The organism is Bradyrhizobium sp. Tv2a-2, from assembly GCF_000472425.1.
In the GTDB taxonomy this organism is placed as follows: Bacteria; Pseudomonadota; Alphaproteobacteria; order Rhizobiales; family Xanthobacteraceae; genus Bradyrhizobium.
Genome location: NZ_AXAI01000002.1, coordinates 89103 through 104132, shown reverse-complemented (window position 1 = coordinate 104132; position 15030 = coordinate 89103). Strand labels below are relative to the sequence as shown.

12 protein-coding genes are annotated in these 15030 nt (G+C 61.9%); 9 read left to right on the top strand and 3 right to left on the bottom strand.

Annotated features, from left to right (window positions below):
* Window positions 1–272 precede the first annotated feature (272 nt).
* Entirely contained in the window at window positions 273–1817 is a 1545-nt protein-coding gene (locus A3AI_RS0104035; RefSeq protein ID WP_245286824.1) for a 4-hydroxyphenylacetate 3-hydroxylase family protein, read from the bottom strand.
* Between the two features lie 97 nt (window positions 1818–1914).
* Between A3AI_RS0104035 and A3AI_RS0104030 the strand changes: the two genes are divergently transcribed.
* On the top strand, window positions 1915–2538 hold the full coding sequence (locus tag A3AI_RS0104030) for a TetR/AcrR family transcriptional regulator (RefSeq protein WP_024514337.1): 624 nt from the start codon (window positions 1915–1917) through the stop codon (window positions 2536–2538).
* A 7-nt stretch (window positions 2539–2545) separates the two neighbouring features.
* On the top strand, window positions 2546–2770 hold the full coding sequence (locus tag A3AI_RS42130; RefSeq protein ID WP_036047500.1) for an isochorismatase family protein: 225 nt from the start codon (window positions 2546–2548) through the stop codon (window positions 2768–2770).
* A gap of 55 nt (window positions 2771–2825) precedes the next feature.
* Here the strand turns inward: A3AI_RS42130 and A3AI_RS42125 are convergent, their stop codons facing one another.
* Complete coding sequence (locus tag A3AI_RS42125) at window positions 2826–3488, bottom strand: TetR/AcrR family transcriptional regulator (protein WP_024514336.1); 663 nt, start codon at window positions 3486–3488, stop codon at window positions 2826–2828.
* Between the two features lie 195 nt (window positions 3489–3683).
* On the opposite strand from A3AI_RS42125, the gene A3AI_RS0104015 reads away from it, so the two are divergent.
* Window positions 3684–5381, top strand: a complete 1698-nt coding sequence (locus A3AI_RS0104015; RefSeq protein WP_024514335.1) for an acyl-CoA dehydrogenase family protein — start codon at window positions 3684–3686, stop codon at window positions 5379–5381.
* An 88-nt stretch (window positions 5382–5469) separates the two neighbouring features.
* On the opposite strand, the gene A3AI_RS0104010 is transcribed toward A3AI_RS0104015, so the two are convergent.
* The gene (locus A3AI_RS0104010; protein ID WP_024514334.1) at window positions 5470–6624 is read right to left on the bottom strand and encodes an iron-containing alcohol dehydrogenase; all 1155 of its coding nucleotides are present in this window, start codon (window positions 6622–6624) and stop codon (window positions 5470–5472) included.
* A 1122-nt stretch (window positions 6625–7746) separates the two neighbouring features.
* On the opposite strand from A3AI_RS0104010, the gene A3AI_RS0104000 reads away from it, so the two are divergent.
* The 6 genes from A3AI_RS0104000 to A3AI_RS0103975 all read left to right on the top strand — a co-directional run bounded on the left by A3AI_RS0104000 (window position 7747) and on the right by A3AI_RS0103975 (window position 14929).
* Entirely contained in the window at window positions 7747–9717 is a 1971-nt protein-coding gene (locus tag A3AI_RS0104000) for an AMP-binding protein (protein ID WP_024514332.1), read from the top strand.
* A complete protein-coding gene (locus A3AI_RS0103995; RefSeq protein ID WP_024514331.1) occupies window positions 9714–10499 on the top strand; it encodes an ABC transporter ATP-binding protein in 786 nt (261 codons plus the stop codon). The genes A3AI_RS0104000 and A3AI_RS0103995 overlap by 4 nt, the downstream gene beginning before the upstream one ends.
* A gap of 9 nt (window positions 10500–10508) precedes the next feature.
* Window positions 10509–11438: a branched-chain amino acid ABC transporter permease gene (locus tag A3AI_RS0103990; RefSeq protein ID WP_283807198.1), complete on the top strand. Its 930-nt coding sequence runs from the start codon at window positions 10509–10511 to the stop codon at window positions 11436–11438.
* Window positions 11439–11453: 15 nt separating this feature from the next.
* Window positions 11454–12581, top strand: coding sequence for a branched-chain amino acid ABC transporter permease (locus A3AI_RS0103985; protein WP_024514329.1), 1128 nt, complete (start codon window positions 11454–11456; stop codon window positions 12579–12581).
* A gap of 108 nt (window positions 12582–12689) precedes the next feature.
* Window positions 12690–14018, top strand: coding sequence for an ABC transporter substrate-binding protein (locus A3AI_RS0103980; protein ID WP_024514328.1), 1329 nt, complete (start codon window positions 12690–12692; stop codon window positions 14016–14018).
* A gap of 71 nt (window positions 14019–14089) precedes the next feature.
* Window positions 14090–14929, top strand: a complete 840-nt coding sequence (locus A3AI_RS0103975; RefSeq protein WP_051382282.1) for an ABC transporter ATP-binding protein — start codon at window positions 14090–14092, stop codon at window positions 14927–14929.
* Window positions 14930–15030 lie beyond the last annotated feature (101 nt).

Genomic DNA, 15030 nt, shown 5'->3' with positions numbered 1-15030 from the left:
GAAGAAGCCTCCGCACCGCACGAGCTAAATGGCGTCGGCGCGGCGGGCGCGGACTGTCCCATGTTCACGCCGTTTCCGAGCAGCCGCCACTGACCATCGACTGGCGCGGCGACCTCGCTTCCCTCTGCATCCAGGATCTGGACGTCGTAGCCTGGCATCGGGACGGTCGGCGAGCCGTGCTTCACGGGCAGGATGTCGCGGACGATCCCCTTCGGTTTGCCGGTCGTGCCCGAGGTGCAGAGCAAGTAAAGCTGGCTGCGAAGGCCGACGCGCTACTCGGCGGCGCGCTCGAGTGCCGGCAGAGCGGCTTGCTGCGGGGGCTCCGGCACCTGGCAACCGGTCGCGCAGCAGCGGCCGGGCTGCTTAGAGACGCGGCGCCCTTCCGCGAGGATGTCGCGGTCGAGAAGACCCTCGACCAGCTCGATCTTCTCCATGACCGGATAGTTGCGCCAGATCTCGCGCTTCATCGCTTCCGGTGAGCCGCCGCCGTGCAATGAGATCACCGAGTACCAGCCGGCTTCGTGCGAGACCGTCAGATCCTCGATGAAGCGAGCCACCTCGGCGCGCTTGTCGGCTGGAATATCCGGCCGGCCGCCCATGACCGCGGCGAGCGACGCCCTGGTCTCGGGGTTGTGGTCTTCCTCCGGCCCCGGCAGGGCGACGATGAGACCGCCCGAGACGTAGTGCGCCACGCGGTGCATGTCGTAGATCTTCGTGGCCAGCAGGAGCTTGCCGATGTTGGAGAACACCGCGTCGGGCATCACCGATCCGGCCGCATCCTTCGTGCAGTAGACGGATGAGGCCACGCCACAGGCATAGAAGCTCTCCGTGATGGTGATGAGCTCGACCATGGCCTCGCGGATGTGCGCGTGCCGCTCGATGTCGAGCCCGTTGGCCTCGATCATCAACGCGCCAGCGCCGATCAGAAGATCTCCGAATCCGGCGCGCGCGCCGATGCAGGAATGCCGGTGGTGCGTGGCGTAGGACGTGGTGAGGAAGCCGCCCTCCTCGGTCTCGCCCGCCAGGAAGACCCGTTCGTGCGGAACGAAGACGTCATCAAACATCACGACGCCGACCGACTGGCCATACCTGGCCGAGAACTTGGCGGACGCGTCCCCGGGACGCCCGGCCTGGCGGGCGATGATGGTGACGCCGGGCGCATCGCACGGCACGGCGCAGCACACCGCGAAATCCTTGTCCTCCGGATGATGGGTTCGGCAGGGCATGACGAGGAATTCGTGCATGTATGGCGCGCCGGTGACGATCGCCTTGGTGCCGCGGATGACGATGCCGTCGGGACGGCGCTCCTTGATGTGGACGTAGACGTCCGGATTGACCTGCGCACCGGGGCGCTTTGAGCGGTCGCCCTTCGCGTCCGTCATCGCTACGCCGAGCGTGAGATCCCTGTCCTGGATGTCGTGAAGATAGGAGAGGAAGCGCTGGCTGTATTCGGTGCCGTGGCGGTCGTCCGTCAGCTTCGTCGACTGGAAGATGCCGTTGAGCGCGTCGTGCGTCAGGTAGCGCTGTGCGCAGCCGACGGTCTTGCAGACCAGCCGGACAGCCTCGAGCTTGAACAGCAGATCCTGCGACGTCTCGTTGATGTGGAGCATCCGGTTTACGGTCTTGCCGGAGGTGCCCTGCCGTGCCGTCATGATCGGCACGTGCTCCTGTTTGAGGGCGAAATCGTAGGTGACGCCGACGCCGGCGACGCCCGGCGCGAGCAGCGGCTCGTCGGCGACGCTTTCCACGGCGTTGCCGTTCACGAAGACCCGCGGCTTGTAGGCTCGAAGGGATTCCCGGTAGTCGGCCCCCGACATCAGCATGGCTCTACTACCTCTTGTTTAATTAATTGAACGATGTTAGAGTTATTTCTAACACTGTTAGAATTGGTGTCAAGCAGGATTCGAGGGATAGATGGTCGAAAAGCGACAGAGCCGGCGTGACGCGGTCAGCGGACACAAGCGGGAACTCATTCTGGACGCCGCGAAGCAGGTCTTCGCGGAGGAAGGACTGGAGGGTGCAAGCCTTCGGGCGATCGCGGTTCGCGCCGGGTACACGCCGGCCGCCCTCTACTTCCACTTCGAATCCAAGGAGGCGATCTACGCGGATGTGCTGAAGTCCTCCCTCGCCTCGCTGGGCGCCGCCGTCGACCAGGCGGTCGCGCAGGCGAAGTCGCCGGCGCAGCGGCTGAAGGCCGCCGCAATGTCGTTCTTCAAGTTCTACGCCGACAACCCCCGCGACCTGGACCTCGGCTTCTACCTGTTTCGCGGCGGCATGAAGCCAGCCGGTCTCGGACACGAACGCGACGAGATGCTGAACGCCGCGCTGGAATCCGCACTGCGCCCGATCGCCGATGCAGCGATCGAACTCGGCGCTTCGCGGCAGAAAGCGAATTTGCTCATGGTCGACTGCTTCGCCCACACCACCGGGCTTCTCCTGCTGCTGCACACCGGCCGCATCCGGATGTTCGGCGCCTCAGCACCGGACTTGATGGAACGGTACGTCAAGGGTCAGATCGCCCACCTGACCGAGGAGTGACGCCACGCTGACGATCGACCCGAAGCGCTCGATCCTTCTCGTTCTCGACTTCCAGTCGCGGCTGATGCCGGCGATCCATGAAGGCGAGATCGTCGTCCGCAACGCCAACCGCCTGATCGAGGCGGCGAAGCTGTTCGGTATCGCCCGCCTCTTCACCGAGCAGAATGCCAGGGGTCTCGGGCCCACCGTCGGCGAGATCGCGGTCGAGAAGGACCGCCTGGTCCACAAGTAGTCCCGCTTTCGGCCGGCGCGGAATTTCGCCGGCCGCGGGCACATAGCTGCGCCGCTCAGGGCTTCCTCAGCGCGATGGTCTCGGCGGCGCCGACGGCGGGCCGCTGTTCGGCCGGCGAGCGGCCGGGCTTCGCGACGGCGGCGAGGCAGAGATCGGCGATGGAATTCGCGAACGCTTCGGTCCGCGCCGGGACACCGGCGGCGCCGGGCGCGAGCACGCTGATGAGACCTTCCATGAAAGCCCCGACGAGACAGGTCGCGGCAACCTCGACGTCGAGATCGCGGAAGTCGCCCGCGGCGACGCCCTCCTTGATGATGGTCTCGAACACCCGCGCGATGGCGCGGCGATACTTCAGCCGTGTGCTTTCCACTTCCGGATCGATCGGCTCGAAGATGAGACCGTAGGCGAGGCGCCTGCCGCGCACGGCCCGCAGCACGAAGGCGCGGACCGCGTCTCTCACCTTCTGTGACGGCTCGCCCTCGGCCACGGCGATCCCGGCTAAAACGTCGACCTCGCGCTGCGAGACCGTGCTGACGATCGCGGCGCAGAGTTCGGCACGCGACGGGAAATACCGATAGATCGTGCCGACCGCGATGCCCGCCGCCGAAGCGACCGCGTTCATCTGGAGCTCTTGAAATCCGCCGTCCATCACGACGCCGCGGGCGGCCCGGAGGATTTGCGTTTTCTTGTCGAGTGCACGGACTTCCCTGGTCGCCATCTTGTCACCCAATGTGAAATCGAATTCATTTTCATCTTGATTTGGAAGCCGGCCTGTGTCAAGCATTTCATGAATGCGGCTATTTGTTGCATTTTCGATGATATTGAAAATGAACTCGGTTTCATAACGACGCACTGCGCAGCCCCTCGTCCGGATGCGCCGAGCCCCGAACCCAGAAACAGTTGGAGGCGTCCCATGACCGAAGCCCTCGAAGCCCTCGCCAACCGCTACGGCACGCACAGGGTCTTGAACCAGGCTAAGGCGGCCGTCGGCTTCAACGCCTTCACGGGCGACGCCGTGCTACGGGCCGCGATCGAGCGCGAGGCCCCTTGGGCCGCGGACCGCTGCGAGGCGCTCGGCGCCGTCGCCGGCGACGCCGAGGTGCAGGAGCTCGCACGGCTCGCCAACAAGCACGTCCCCGAGCTCAAGACGCACGACCGCTTCGGCAACCGCGTCGATTGGGTCGACTTCCACCCGAGCTGGCATCAGTTGATGTCGCTGGCGTGGAAGCACGAAGTCCCAAACCTCGCCTGGCGGACCAACCAGAAGAACGGCCACTACGCCCGCGCCGTCCTGTCCTACGTCTGGAATCAGGTCGAGCAAGGTACCGCCTGCCCGACCGGCATGGCCTACGCGTCATATGCCGGCTTCGAGGCCGAGCCGGCGCTGGCGATCTGGGCCGAGAAGGCCAAGGGGACCGAATACGAAAACAGTCGCCGCGAGGTAGCGCGAAAGCCGTCGGTCGTCATCGGCTACGCGATGACCGAAAAGCAGGGCGGCTCGGATCTCCGCGAGACACAGACTACCGCCCGCTTCTCGCACTCCGAGGATTATCACGGCAAAGCCGCGCACTGGTACGAACTGACGGGCCACAAGTGGTTCTGCTCGGTGCCGCAGTCGGACGGCTTCTTCACGCTCGCCAAGGTAAACGGAGGCGTGACATGCTTCTTCCTGCCGCGCACCCTTCCCGACGGCAGCTTCAACAATTTCTTCGTGCAGCGCCTGAAGGACAAGGCCGGCAACAGGTCGAACGCCTCCAGCGAAGTCGAATATGCGGGCACGATGGCGATCCGCGTCGGCGAGGAAGGCCACGGCCTCCGCGAGATCCTGTCGCACGCGCATTTGACCCGCCTGGATTTTGCGATCGGTTCCGCCGGGCTGATGCGTCAGTCGCTTACGCTGGCCCTGCAACACACCACGACCCGCAAGGCCTTCGGCACCTCCATCGCGGACCGGCCCATGATGACCAACGTACTGGCCGACATGGCCGTCGAGGTCGAAGCCGCGACGCTGATGGCGCTGCGCGTCGCCAAGTCGACCGACCAGCTCTCGGAAGTCGAACACGAGCGCCTGCTGGCTCGCGTGGCCACGCCCACGGCCAAGTTCTTCAACTGCTCGCGCGCCCCCTCCATCGCCTACGAAGCGCTACAGTGCCACGGCGGCAACGGCTTCATCGAGGAAGGCCCGATGGCACGCCTATATCGCGAAGCGCCGCTGAACAGCGTGTGGGAAGGCACCGCCAACATGATGTGCATGGACGTACGCCGCGCGATGGCGAAGGATCCGCGCACGATCCAGGCGCTCTTCGACGAGACCCGTCCGCTGCTCGGCCAGGACGGTCGCTTCGACGCGCTGGTCCTTCATACCGAGAAACTGGTTCGCGAAGCCGTCGAGGACGAGTTCGTCGCCCGCCCGATGACCGAGGCGATCGCGCGTCTGCTGCAGGGCGCGGAGCTTTTGCGCCACAGCACGCAGGACGTTGTCGACATCTTCCTCGGCACCCGCGTTCCGAACGTATCGGGTTCATGGGGTTCGCACTACGGCACGCTGGCCTTCAGGGTCGACCAAGCCAAGGCGCAGAAGGTGATGCGCCGAGCCGTGGTCGCCGGCTGAGGCGGACAGGCGCCCGTGGCCGCCATGATGAAGGCGCGCTGCAGCGGACGAAGATAAGCATGCATGCCGTATCTGGCGAAAGGTACCCTTATGCGGCCGTGATCAGAATTTCGCGCACCTGCGCGGGATCGTCGATCTTGCGTGGATTGCGCGGAACCCATGGGGTCCGCATCGCCTGCCGGGCGATACGGTCGAAATGCTCCGGGCCGACCCCCACCTCCCGCAGGCTTCGCGGCAGGCCGAGGCCACGGATGAAACGATCGAGCACGTCACAGGCGTCCTCGCTCGCGTGGCCCATCGCGGCCCCGACCTGCGCCTGTCGTTCCGCGTTGGCAGACTTGTTCCAGCGCATCACTGCCGGCAGCATCACGCAGGAGGTGTAGCCGTGCGGGACACCGAACTCGGCACCGAGTACATAGCCGATGCCGTGGCTCGCGCCCATCGGCACGCCCGAGGCGAGAGGCCCGGTGGAGAGCCAGGTGCCGATCTGGGCGTTCATCCGCGCCTCGATGTCGTTGCGGTCAGCCTTTACCCGCGGCAGGGCGTCGGCCAGCATTGCAAGCCCTTTCAGCGCCTGTGCGTCGCCGTAGGGGTGCGCTTCATTCGAACAGATTCCCTCGACGCAATGGTCAACGGCTCGGACGCCGGTCGAGAGGAACAACCATTCTGGCGTGTGCACGGTGAGCCAGGGATCGAGGATCGTGGCGCGCGGCATCACTAGCGGGTGCCGCAGCATCTCCTTCTGCCGCTTGGCCTCGTTGGTGACGCCCGCGATGGCCGAGAACTCGCCACCGGCGATCGTGGTCGGCGCGCTGATCTGCCGCACCCTCGGCGCCTTCAGTGGTGGTTCGACCCCGCCATGGACTCGAATCGCCTCGATGCCGTCGATGGTCGTGACATCGTTGGCAAGACAGAGTTGCACCGCTTTGGCGCCGTCGGTGATCGAGCCGCCGCCGATGGTGACGATGAGGTCGGCCTTCGCCGCGCGCGCCTGTTCGGCCGCGGCGATCACAGCCGCGCGCGGGGTATGCGCCGGCATGGCATCGAACGTGCCAACGCAGCGCGCCCCCAGCGCGTGGCGGACCTTTTCGATCTCGTCAGTGTTGCGGTTGAGCGTGCCACTGACCATCAGGAAGGCGCGGTCCGAGCCGAGCCGATCCATCTGCTCAACGATCGCCTCGCATGTCGGGCGCCCGAACACGACCTCGTCCATGGCGCCGAATACGACACGTCCCCGATGCACGCGCTTGTCCCTCCCGGACTGGCCCTGTTGCTGAGTGACAGGTTAGCGCGGGAAATTCAGGACGTCATGCTCGAAGATGGTGTCAGTGCTGGGCTCGAGCATCCCTACTGGTGGCGGGTATAGCCCTTACATTGGACTGTCCCCATCGCTTATCGAAGCTGCAAGTACGACCGCTCCGCACGTCTCTACTCGGTTTGCCGACCTTGTGCTTTTGGCAAATCCAGCTTTTGAAGCGACACGTTACCTGCCCATCTACGACTTGTTGAGAGACGGTGCGGACGCAAATCGAGTTATCGAGCAGCCGCCCGTATTCGTTTGCGCGACCGCAATCAACGATCGGGCCACGGGGGTATCGCGTTCCCGATCGGCAATGCTTATTGTCTCCTAACCGAAGGCTGGCGCGGTATCGAAGAACGACAAGTGATGATCAATACGATTGGCCACTTGGACAGGATGACCATGCATGATCTGAAAATGATTGATGCAAGTCCGGGCTTCGAGCTGACGTCTCGAGATCCGGGACCTCAGCAACCCTATTGGGTGGTTAGCGCTAAGCCAGCTGTTACCGATGGGCACAATGGGATATTTCAAGCTCCGTTCCTGAAATTCCTTGCCGCTCTCGTATTCGAACATGTCGCAGAAAGCCTGGTAGCTGCGGGAGGAGCCTCCGTATCCGGCTACCCGGGGCCTAGTCTAAGTGCTCGATCAAGTGACGAATGTCGTCAGCATGGAAAGGCGCCCACCCAGAGATGGTAGCGCGCTCCAACCTGAGACCCGTAGATTGAGCGGCGCGGAATACCATTCGGTTCTGGCAAAACAGTCTGGTGAGGCCCGCTACGCATTGGGATTACTCCTTCAAGCGCCGATCATCTTCTTTGCGCTGCAACGCGTTTCTCGACTGGTTTGTTGAACGGATTCGCCTCCGAAGATTGACGGCCAGCACACTTGCGCATCGTGCTTGCCCCACGGAGCAATGAGGATGTGTCAATCTGGTACTTGTCGGAGTTTCAATCCGTTGTAATGTTGGGATATGCGGCACTCGCATGGCTGCTGCCCGAAACGGGCCGGCGTCACCATAAGCAGGGGCGAACCAACGCGCCGGTTTTTGGGATCGAGAGCGATATGGCCGGCGGCGGACCGTTTGATACGTTCCCCAAATTGCTGCTGCGAAACAGCGCGCAGTTCGGCGCGCGTCCGGCGCTTCGGCATAAGGATCTCGGCATCTGGCAGACCTGGACCTGGGCTCAAGTTGCAGAGATCGTGCGAGCCTATGCCGCGGGCCTGCATCGACTTGGCTTGCGGCGTGGGGAGACGATCGCGGTCGTCGGCTCTAACCGGCCGAAGCTCTACTGGACCATCATGGCAGCGCAGGCTCTACGCGCGATTCCCGTTCCAGTCTACTCGGATGCCGTGGCCGACGAGCTTGCTTTTGTTCTCGCTCACGCCGAAGCAAAGCTTGTCGCAGCCCAAGACCAGGAGCAGGTCGACAAGGTCCTGTCGGTGTCCGACCGACTGCCGCAACTCGACTGGATTGTCTATGACGAGCCGCGCGGCCTCGATGGCTACAATGACAGTCGATTGATCGCAATCGGCGATGTCATCCAAGACGGCCGCGACGCGCTCGCGGCTGAGGCGGAGCTTCGCGAGCAAATCGATGAATTCGTGCGAAAGGGCGAAGGCTCCGACATCGCGATCATCCTTTACACCTCGGGAACGACCGGCGCGTCCAAGGGAGTCGTGCTGTCGACGCAGGGCTGCATCGATGCCGCGACGGATACCGTCAGGTTCGACAGTCTGACCGGCAACGACGTGGTGTTCGCCTATTTGCCGCTGGCCTGGGTAGGCGATCATTACCTCAACTATGTGCAGGGCCTTGTGGCCGGATTCTGCATGGCGTGTCCCGAGAGCGGCGAAACCATCGAGCAGGATCGGCGTGAGATCGGACCGACCTTCTACTTCGCGCCCCCGCGCGGCTTCGAGGCCATGCTGACGCGGGTGGTGATCCGTATGGAAGACGCTGCGCCCATCAAGCGGCGAATGTTCAGCTACTTTCTCGGCGTTGCGCGTCGATATGGCGAGTCGATCTTGACCGGAAATCCGGTGCCGTTGTCAGGCCGGCTGCTCTATGGGCTCGGGCGATTGCTGGTCTACGAGCCTCTCAAGAACGTTCTTGGCCTGTCTCGCGTGCGCATCGCGTACACTGCCGGGGAGGCCATTGGTCAGGATCTGTTCGCGTTCTACCGCTCGATCGGACTAAACCTGAAGCAACTCTACGGTCAGACCGAAGCGTTCCTCTACGTGACGTGCCAACCCGACGGCGAGATCTACTCCGATACGGTCGGGCCGGCTGCGCCGAATGTCGACATCCGCATTACAGAAGCGGGCGAAGTGCAGTTTCGCTCGCCCGGCATGTTTGTCGGATATTTCAAGGATCAGGCGAAGACCGCGGAGACAATGACGCCCGACGATTACGTCAAGACCGGCGATGCGGGCTTCTTCGACGAGAAGACCGGACATCTGAAGATCATCGATCGTGCGAAAGATGTCGGCAGGCTGGCTGACGGCACGATGTTTGCGCCGAAGTTTCTTGAGAACAAGCTGAAGTTCTTTCCCAACATCAAGGAAGCGGTCACTTTCGGCGACTCCAAGGAATTCGTTTGCGCGATGCTCAATATCGACACGGCTGCTGTGGCAAACTGGGCGGAACGCAATAACATCGCCTACGGTTCCTATCAGGAGCTCGCCAGTCATCCGCTGGTCTACGATATGGTGGCCAAAGATGTTGCCGAGGTGAACCGCTCTCTTGCCAAGGAAAAGGTGATGGCGGGCACTCAGATTCGCCGCTTCCTCATCTTGCACAAGGAACTCGACGCGGATGACGGCGAATTGACCCGCACGCTGAAGGTGCGTCGCCGGTTCATTGCCGAGCGCTATGCGCCACTGGTCACGGCCCTCTACAACGGCTCGCATGAAGCCGATATTTCTACCGAGGTCACTTTTGAGGATGGCCGCAAGGGCGCGATCGCAGCACGGGTCAAGATCCGCGACATGCAAGCAATTGGTGCGGCGGACCCCCTAGGGAAGGCCGCATGAGAGCGCCGGACACAAACGAAGTCCTGCTTCAGGTCGAAGGCGTAGCGCTGGCCTTCGGCGGCGTCAGGGCGCTGAGGGATGTTTCGTTCAACATCAGAAAAGGCGAAATACGCGCGATCATCGGCCCTAATGGCGCCGGCAAGACCTCGATGCTGAACGTCATCAACGGTTTTTATCATCCCGATCATGGCGCCATCACCTTCAAGGGGCGCACTCGTGCCAGGATGCAGCCTTTCGAGGCGGCTCGCGGAGGCATCGCGCGGACCTTTCAGAACGTCGCCCTGTTCAAGGGAATGAGTGCGCTCGATAACATTATGGCTGGCCGCACCTTGAAGGTGCGCCGGGGCCTGTTGTGGCAGATGCTCCGTTATGGCCCTGCGCTGGCAGAGGAGGTCGAGCATCGGCACCGGGTCGAAGAGATTATCGATTTTCTGGAGATCGAGGCGATCCGCAAGGTACCGGTTGCGCGTTTACCGTACGGCCTGCAGAAACGCGTCGAACTTGGTCGCGCGCTCGCGATGGAGCCAGACCTTCTTCTCCTCGACGAGCCGATGGCAGGCATGAACCTCGAGGAGAAGGAGGACATGTCGCGGTTCATCATCGACGTGAACAATCACTACGGCACGACGATCGCGCTGATCGAGCACGACATGGCTGTCGTCATGGATCTCTCGCATCGCGTGGCGGTGCTCGATCATGGCGTAAAGATCGCCGACGGCACGCCGGACGAGGTGAAGAGAAATCAGGCCGTCATCGACGCCTATCTTGGTGTTGCACACTGAGGAGCATTCGTGATCGCATTGGGTCAGTTTCTCGAGGTCCTGATCGGCGGATTGATGTCCGGCGTGCTCTACTCGCTGGTCGCGCTCGGCTTCGTACTGATCTTCAAGGCATCCGGCGTCTTCAATTATGCCCAGGGCGCAATGGTATTGCTCGCGGGGCTGGCGCTGGTTCGCGCCCTCGATCTCCTGATCGCCCAGGGCTTTCCGTTTTGGGCTGCGATCGTCCTCGGCATCGGCTTTGCCGCCGCGATCATGGCGACAACGGCCTGGCTGATCGAGCGGCTCGTGATCGGACCTCTTGTCAACCAGGACGCCCTCACGCTGTTCATGTCCACAATCGGCGTGACTTTCGTCCTCGAGGGCGCGGCGGAGATGATCTTCGGGTCGGATGTTTACCCATTGCGGCTATTCCCGACGGACGCCTGGTTTGTGTTTGAGGGTCTCTTCCCCGGTGGGATTCTGATCAACAAGCTGGATGTCTGGGGCGCGTTGATCGCAGGCATTCTGGTCGCTGGCCTCGCGCTCTTCTTTCAGCATACCAAGACCGGTCGCGCGCTCAGGGCTGTGGCCGACGACCATTTGGCCGCGCATTCTGTCGGGATTCCGATCAGTTGGATCTGGTTCGTTGTCTGGCTTGTTGCCGGTCTCGTTGCATTGGTCGCGGCGACCGTGTGGGGCACCAAACTGGGCGTACAGTTCTCCATCACGTTTCTAGCGCTTAAGGCCCTGCCGGTCCTGATTATTGGCGGCCTCACCTCCATTCCAGGAGCCATCGCCGGCGGGCTCATTGTGGGCGCGGGCGAGAAGATTGCCGAGGTGTTCCTGGGGCCGTCCATTGGTGGCGGTATCGAATATTGGTTTGCCTACGTGCTGGCGTTGGCGGTGCTGCTCGTACGGCCGCAGGGTCTGTTCGGCGAGCGTATCATCGAACGTATCTGAGACGAGGAGTTCGTTGTGCTCTATCGCGAGACCAGTCAATTCAAGACGACCTACGCAGAGGACATGGCGATTTTCCCAATCCGTCAGGACCGCATTGCGCTGGGTGTCTTGCTAGGTATCGCTTTCATCGGCCTGCCGCTGCTCGCCACTTTTCACATCTGGCCGTTCGGCGGCGACTACCTGCTGTGGGCGATTTTGCTGCCCTTCCTGATCCTCGCACTCGCCGCTATCGGCACAAACATTCTGGTCGGCTATTGCGGCCAAATCTCGCTCGGCAGCGGCGCGTTCATGGCCATCGGCGCCTATTCCGCATACAAATTGGCGACCGGCGTTCATATTCCGCTTGCCTGGCTTGGCTTCGCGATTTCGATTCCGCCGTTGCCCATATTGGCTTCCATTTTACTCGGGGGGCTCGCTGCGGCGGGTGTCGGAATTCTCTTCGGCATTCCCAGTCTGCGGATCAAGGGCCTCTATCTGGCGGTTGCAACGCTTGCGGCGCAGTTCTTCTTCGACTGGGTGTTCCTGCGAGTGCCGTGGTTCACCAATTATGCCCCGTCAGGGTCGGTGAATGCACCGGAGCTGAATTTCTTCGGTGTGGTCGTTCAAACGCCGATCGAGCGCTATCTGCTATGCCTGACCTTCGTCACGGTGACAGCGATCTTGGCGAAGAACCTTGTTCGCGGCAATCTTGGCAGACAATGGATGGCAATCCGCGACATGGATATCGCTGCGGAGCTGATCGGGATCCGCCCTCTCTATGCAAAGCTCACGGCTTTCGCAGTCTCTTCCTTTATCGTCGGCGTGGCAGGAGCACTCTGGGCATTCGTCTACCTGGGCTCATGGGAACCGCTCGCGTTCTCGCTCGATCGTTCGCTGGACCTTCTGTTCATGGTCATCATCGGCGGGCTTGGATCGATCATGGGTTCGTTCGTCGGGGCGGCCTTTATCCTCATCGTGCCGATCATGCTGAACCTGATTCCGACTGAGCTCGGCGTACCGCTGTCGACGGAAACGATCACTCACCTGCAATTAATCATCTTCGGATCGTTGATCTGCTATCTTCTCATCAAAGAACCCCGTGGGTTCGCCCGGTTGATATCAATTGGTAAGGAGAAGCTCAGACTTTGGCCGTTTCCCTATTGAAGCAGCGATCGGGGCCTGGATCGCAACACGGATGGCGGCCGTTGGCAGAGGAGGAAGGAAGCAAATCCCCGGACAAGACAAGAGGGGCTCAAGGAGGAGGACATCAACATGGCAAATATCGCACGCAACCTACTGATACTGGCGGCGGCCATCCTGTCGGGCGCGGTGTTTACCGCACCGGCCGCAGCGCAAAACGAGCAGTTCATCCCAATTCTGTCCTACCGGACAGGTCCGTACGCTGTGAATGGCGCACCATACGCGAACGGCGTTGCCGACTATTACAACCTGATCAATGAGCGCGACGGCGGCATCAACGGCGTGAAGCTTCTGGTCGAGGAATGCGAGACCAGCTACGCGACCGACAAGGGCGTTGAGTGTTACGAGCGTCTCAAGAGCAAGGGGCCGACGGGCGCGGCCTTCGTCAATCCGTTGTCGACCGGCATCACCTTCGCTCTCACCGAAAAGACGACTGCAGACAAGATCCCGATCATCACGATGGGGTATGGCCGTGCCGATTCCAAGAACGGCGCGGTGTTCCCGTACAACTTCCCATTCCTCGGCACCTACTGGTCCGCGGCAGATATCGCAATCCAGCACGTCGCCAAGGAACTCGGTGGATTCGACAAGCTGAAAGGCAAGAAGATTTCGCTGCTGTATCACGACAGCCCGTACGGCAAGGAGCCGATCCCGATGCTGCAGGTGCTGGCAAAGAAGTACGGCTTTGAGTTTACGCCGATTCCGGTGACGCACCCCGGTGTCGAACAGAAGTCGCAATGGCTGGCGATCCGCCAGAACCGGCCGGACTATGTCTTGGTCTGGGGCTGGGGCGTCATGAACAGCACGGCAATCAAAGAAGCGGCCTCCGTTGCCTATCCGCGCGACAAGATGATCGGTGTCTGGTGGTCGGGCGCAGAGCCCGATGTGACGCCCGCAGGCGATCAGGCCACCGGCTACAAGTCGCTGATGCTTCAGCATGGCGCAGGCAGATTTCCCGTGCATGCCGACATAGAGAAGTACGTCTACGCAAAGGGCAAAGGTTCAACAGAGCCTGGCAAGGTCGGCGAAGTTCTCTACAACCGTGGCATCGTGAATGCCATGCTCGGCGTGGAGGCAATCCGCAAGGCGCAAGAAAAGTTCGGCCAGAAGCCGCTGACGGGCGAGCAGGTTCGTTGGGGGCTCGAGAATCTCAACCTCTCCGATGCGCGCCTCCAGGAACTCGGATTCGCGGGGATGTTGAAGCCGATCAGGATTTCCTGCGCCGACCATGAGGGCGCGCGCGACGGGCGCGTACAGCAATGGGACGGCAAGGGCTGGAAGGTCATCTCCGACTGGTACACAGCCGACGAAGCCCTCATTGACCCGCTTGTGAATGAGGTCTCCACGAAGTATGCCGCGGACAAAAAGCTCCAGCCCCGCGACTGCACGAAAGAAAGCTGAGCCATGCGAGCGATCCGGGAGACAGGTTTGCCTGCTCCCGGATTGCCGCCATCTCTTGGAAAGGCCCGCGCGTGTCAATCCCAAAGGTCGCGACGGTGACGGAGGCGAGAGCTTTGGTTCTGTCGGTCAACAATATCGAGGTCGTCTACGATCACGTTATTCTTGTGTTGAAAGGCGTATCGCTGGAGGTCCCGCGGGGCGGTATTGTCGCGCTTCTGGGTGCCAATGGTGCTGGCAAGACGACGACGCTGAAGGCGATCTCCAATCTGCTGCATGCGGAGCGTGGCGAGGTCACCAAGGGTTCGATTCTGTTCGAGGGCGTCGAGGTGCAGTCCCTGTCGCCAAACGATCTGGTACGGCGCGGCTGCATTCAGGTGATGGAGGGGCGACGTGCCTTCGCTCATCTTACGGTCGAAGAGAATCTCCTGACCGGCGCCTTCACGCGCCCGGATGGCAAGTCGGCGATCGCGCAGGATCTTGAGCGGGTCTATGCCTATTTTCCGCGTCTCAGGGAGCGGCGCGGTTCCACCGCCGGCTATACGTCAGGCGGCGAACAGCAGATGTGTGTGATCGGGCGCGCGCTGATGTCCCGCCCGAAGATGATACTGCTTGATGAGCCTTCGATGGGCCTCGCGCCGCAGATCGTCGAGGAGATTTTCGAGATCGTGAAGGATCTTAATGCCAAGGAAGGTGTCTCGTTTCTTCTCGCCGAGCAAAACACCAATATGGCGCTTAGATATGCCAGCCACGGATTTATCCTCGAAAATGGCCGCGTTGTAATGGACGGAGATGCGCGGGAACTCGCCGCCAATGAGGACGTCAAGGAATTCTACCTTGGCGTCGCCGGCGACAAGCGAAAATCATTCCGCGATGTGAAGCACTACAAGCGGCGCAAGCGTTGGCTTGCTTGACCGATGGCCAATCGCGGCCGTATCCGCGATATCGTCCTGTGACCCATTAGCGGACTCCTCCGGTATTGTATATCGATCCTGCATCAAGTGGCGTGAGTCAG

Coding starts and splice junctions, on each gene's coding strand:
- A3AI_RS42125 (WP_024514336.1), bottom strand. CDS start 3,488: ATGGCGACCAGGGAAGTCCGTGCACTCGACAAGAAAACGCAAATCCTC.
- A3AI_RS0104000 (WP_024514332.1), top strand. CDS start 7,747: ATGGCCGGCGGCGGACCGTTTGATACGTTCCCCAAATTGCTGCTGCGA.
- A3AI_RS0104035 (WP_245286824.1), bottom strand. CDS start 1,817: ATGTCGGGGGCCGACTACCGGGAATCCCTTCGAGCCTACAAGCCGCGG.
- A3AI_RS0103980 (WP_024514328.1), top strand. CDS start 12,690: ATGGCAAATATCGCACGCAACCTACTGATACTGGCGGCGGCCATCCTG.
- A3AI_RS0104030 (WP_024514337.1), top strand. CDS start 1,915: ATGGTCGAAAAGCGACAGAGCCGGCGTGACGCGGTCAGCGGACACAAG.
- A3AI_RS0104015 (WP_024514335.1), top strand. CDS start 3,684: ATGACCGAAGCCCTCGAAGCCCTCGCCAACCGCTACGGCACGCACAGG.
- A3AI_RS0103995 (WP_024514331.1), top strand. CDS start 9,714: ATGAGAGCGCCGGACACAAACGAAGTCCTGCTTCAGGTCGAAGGCGTA.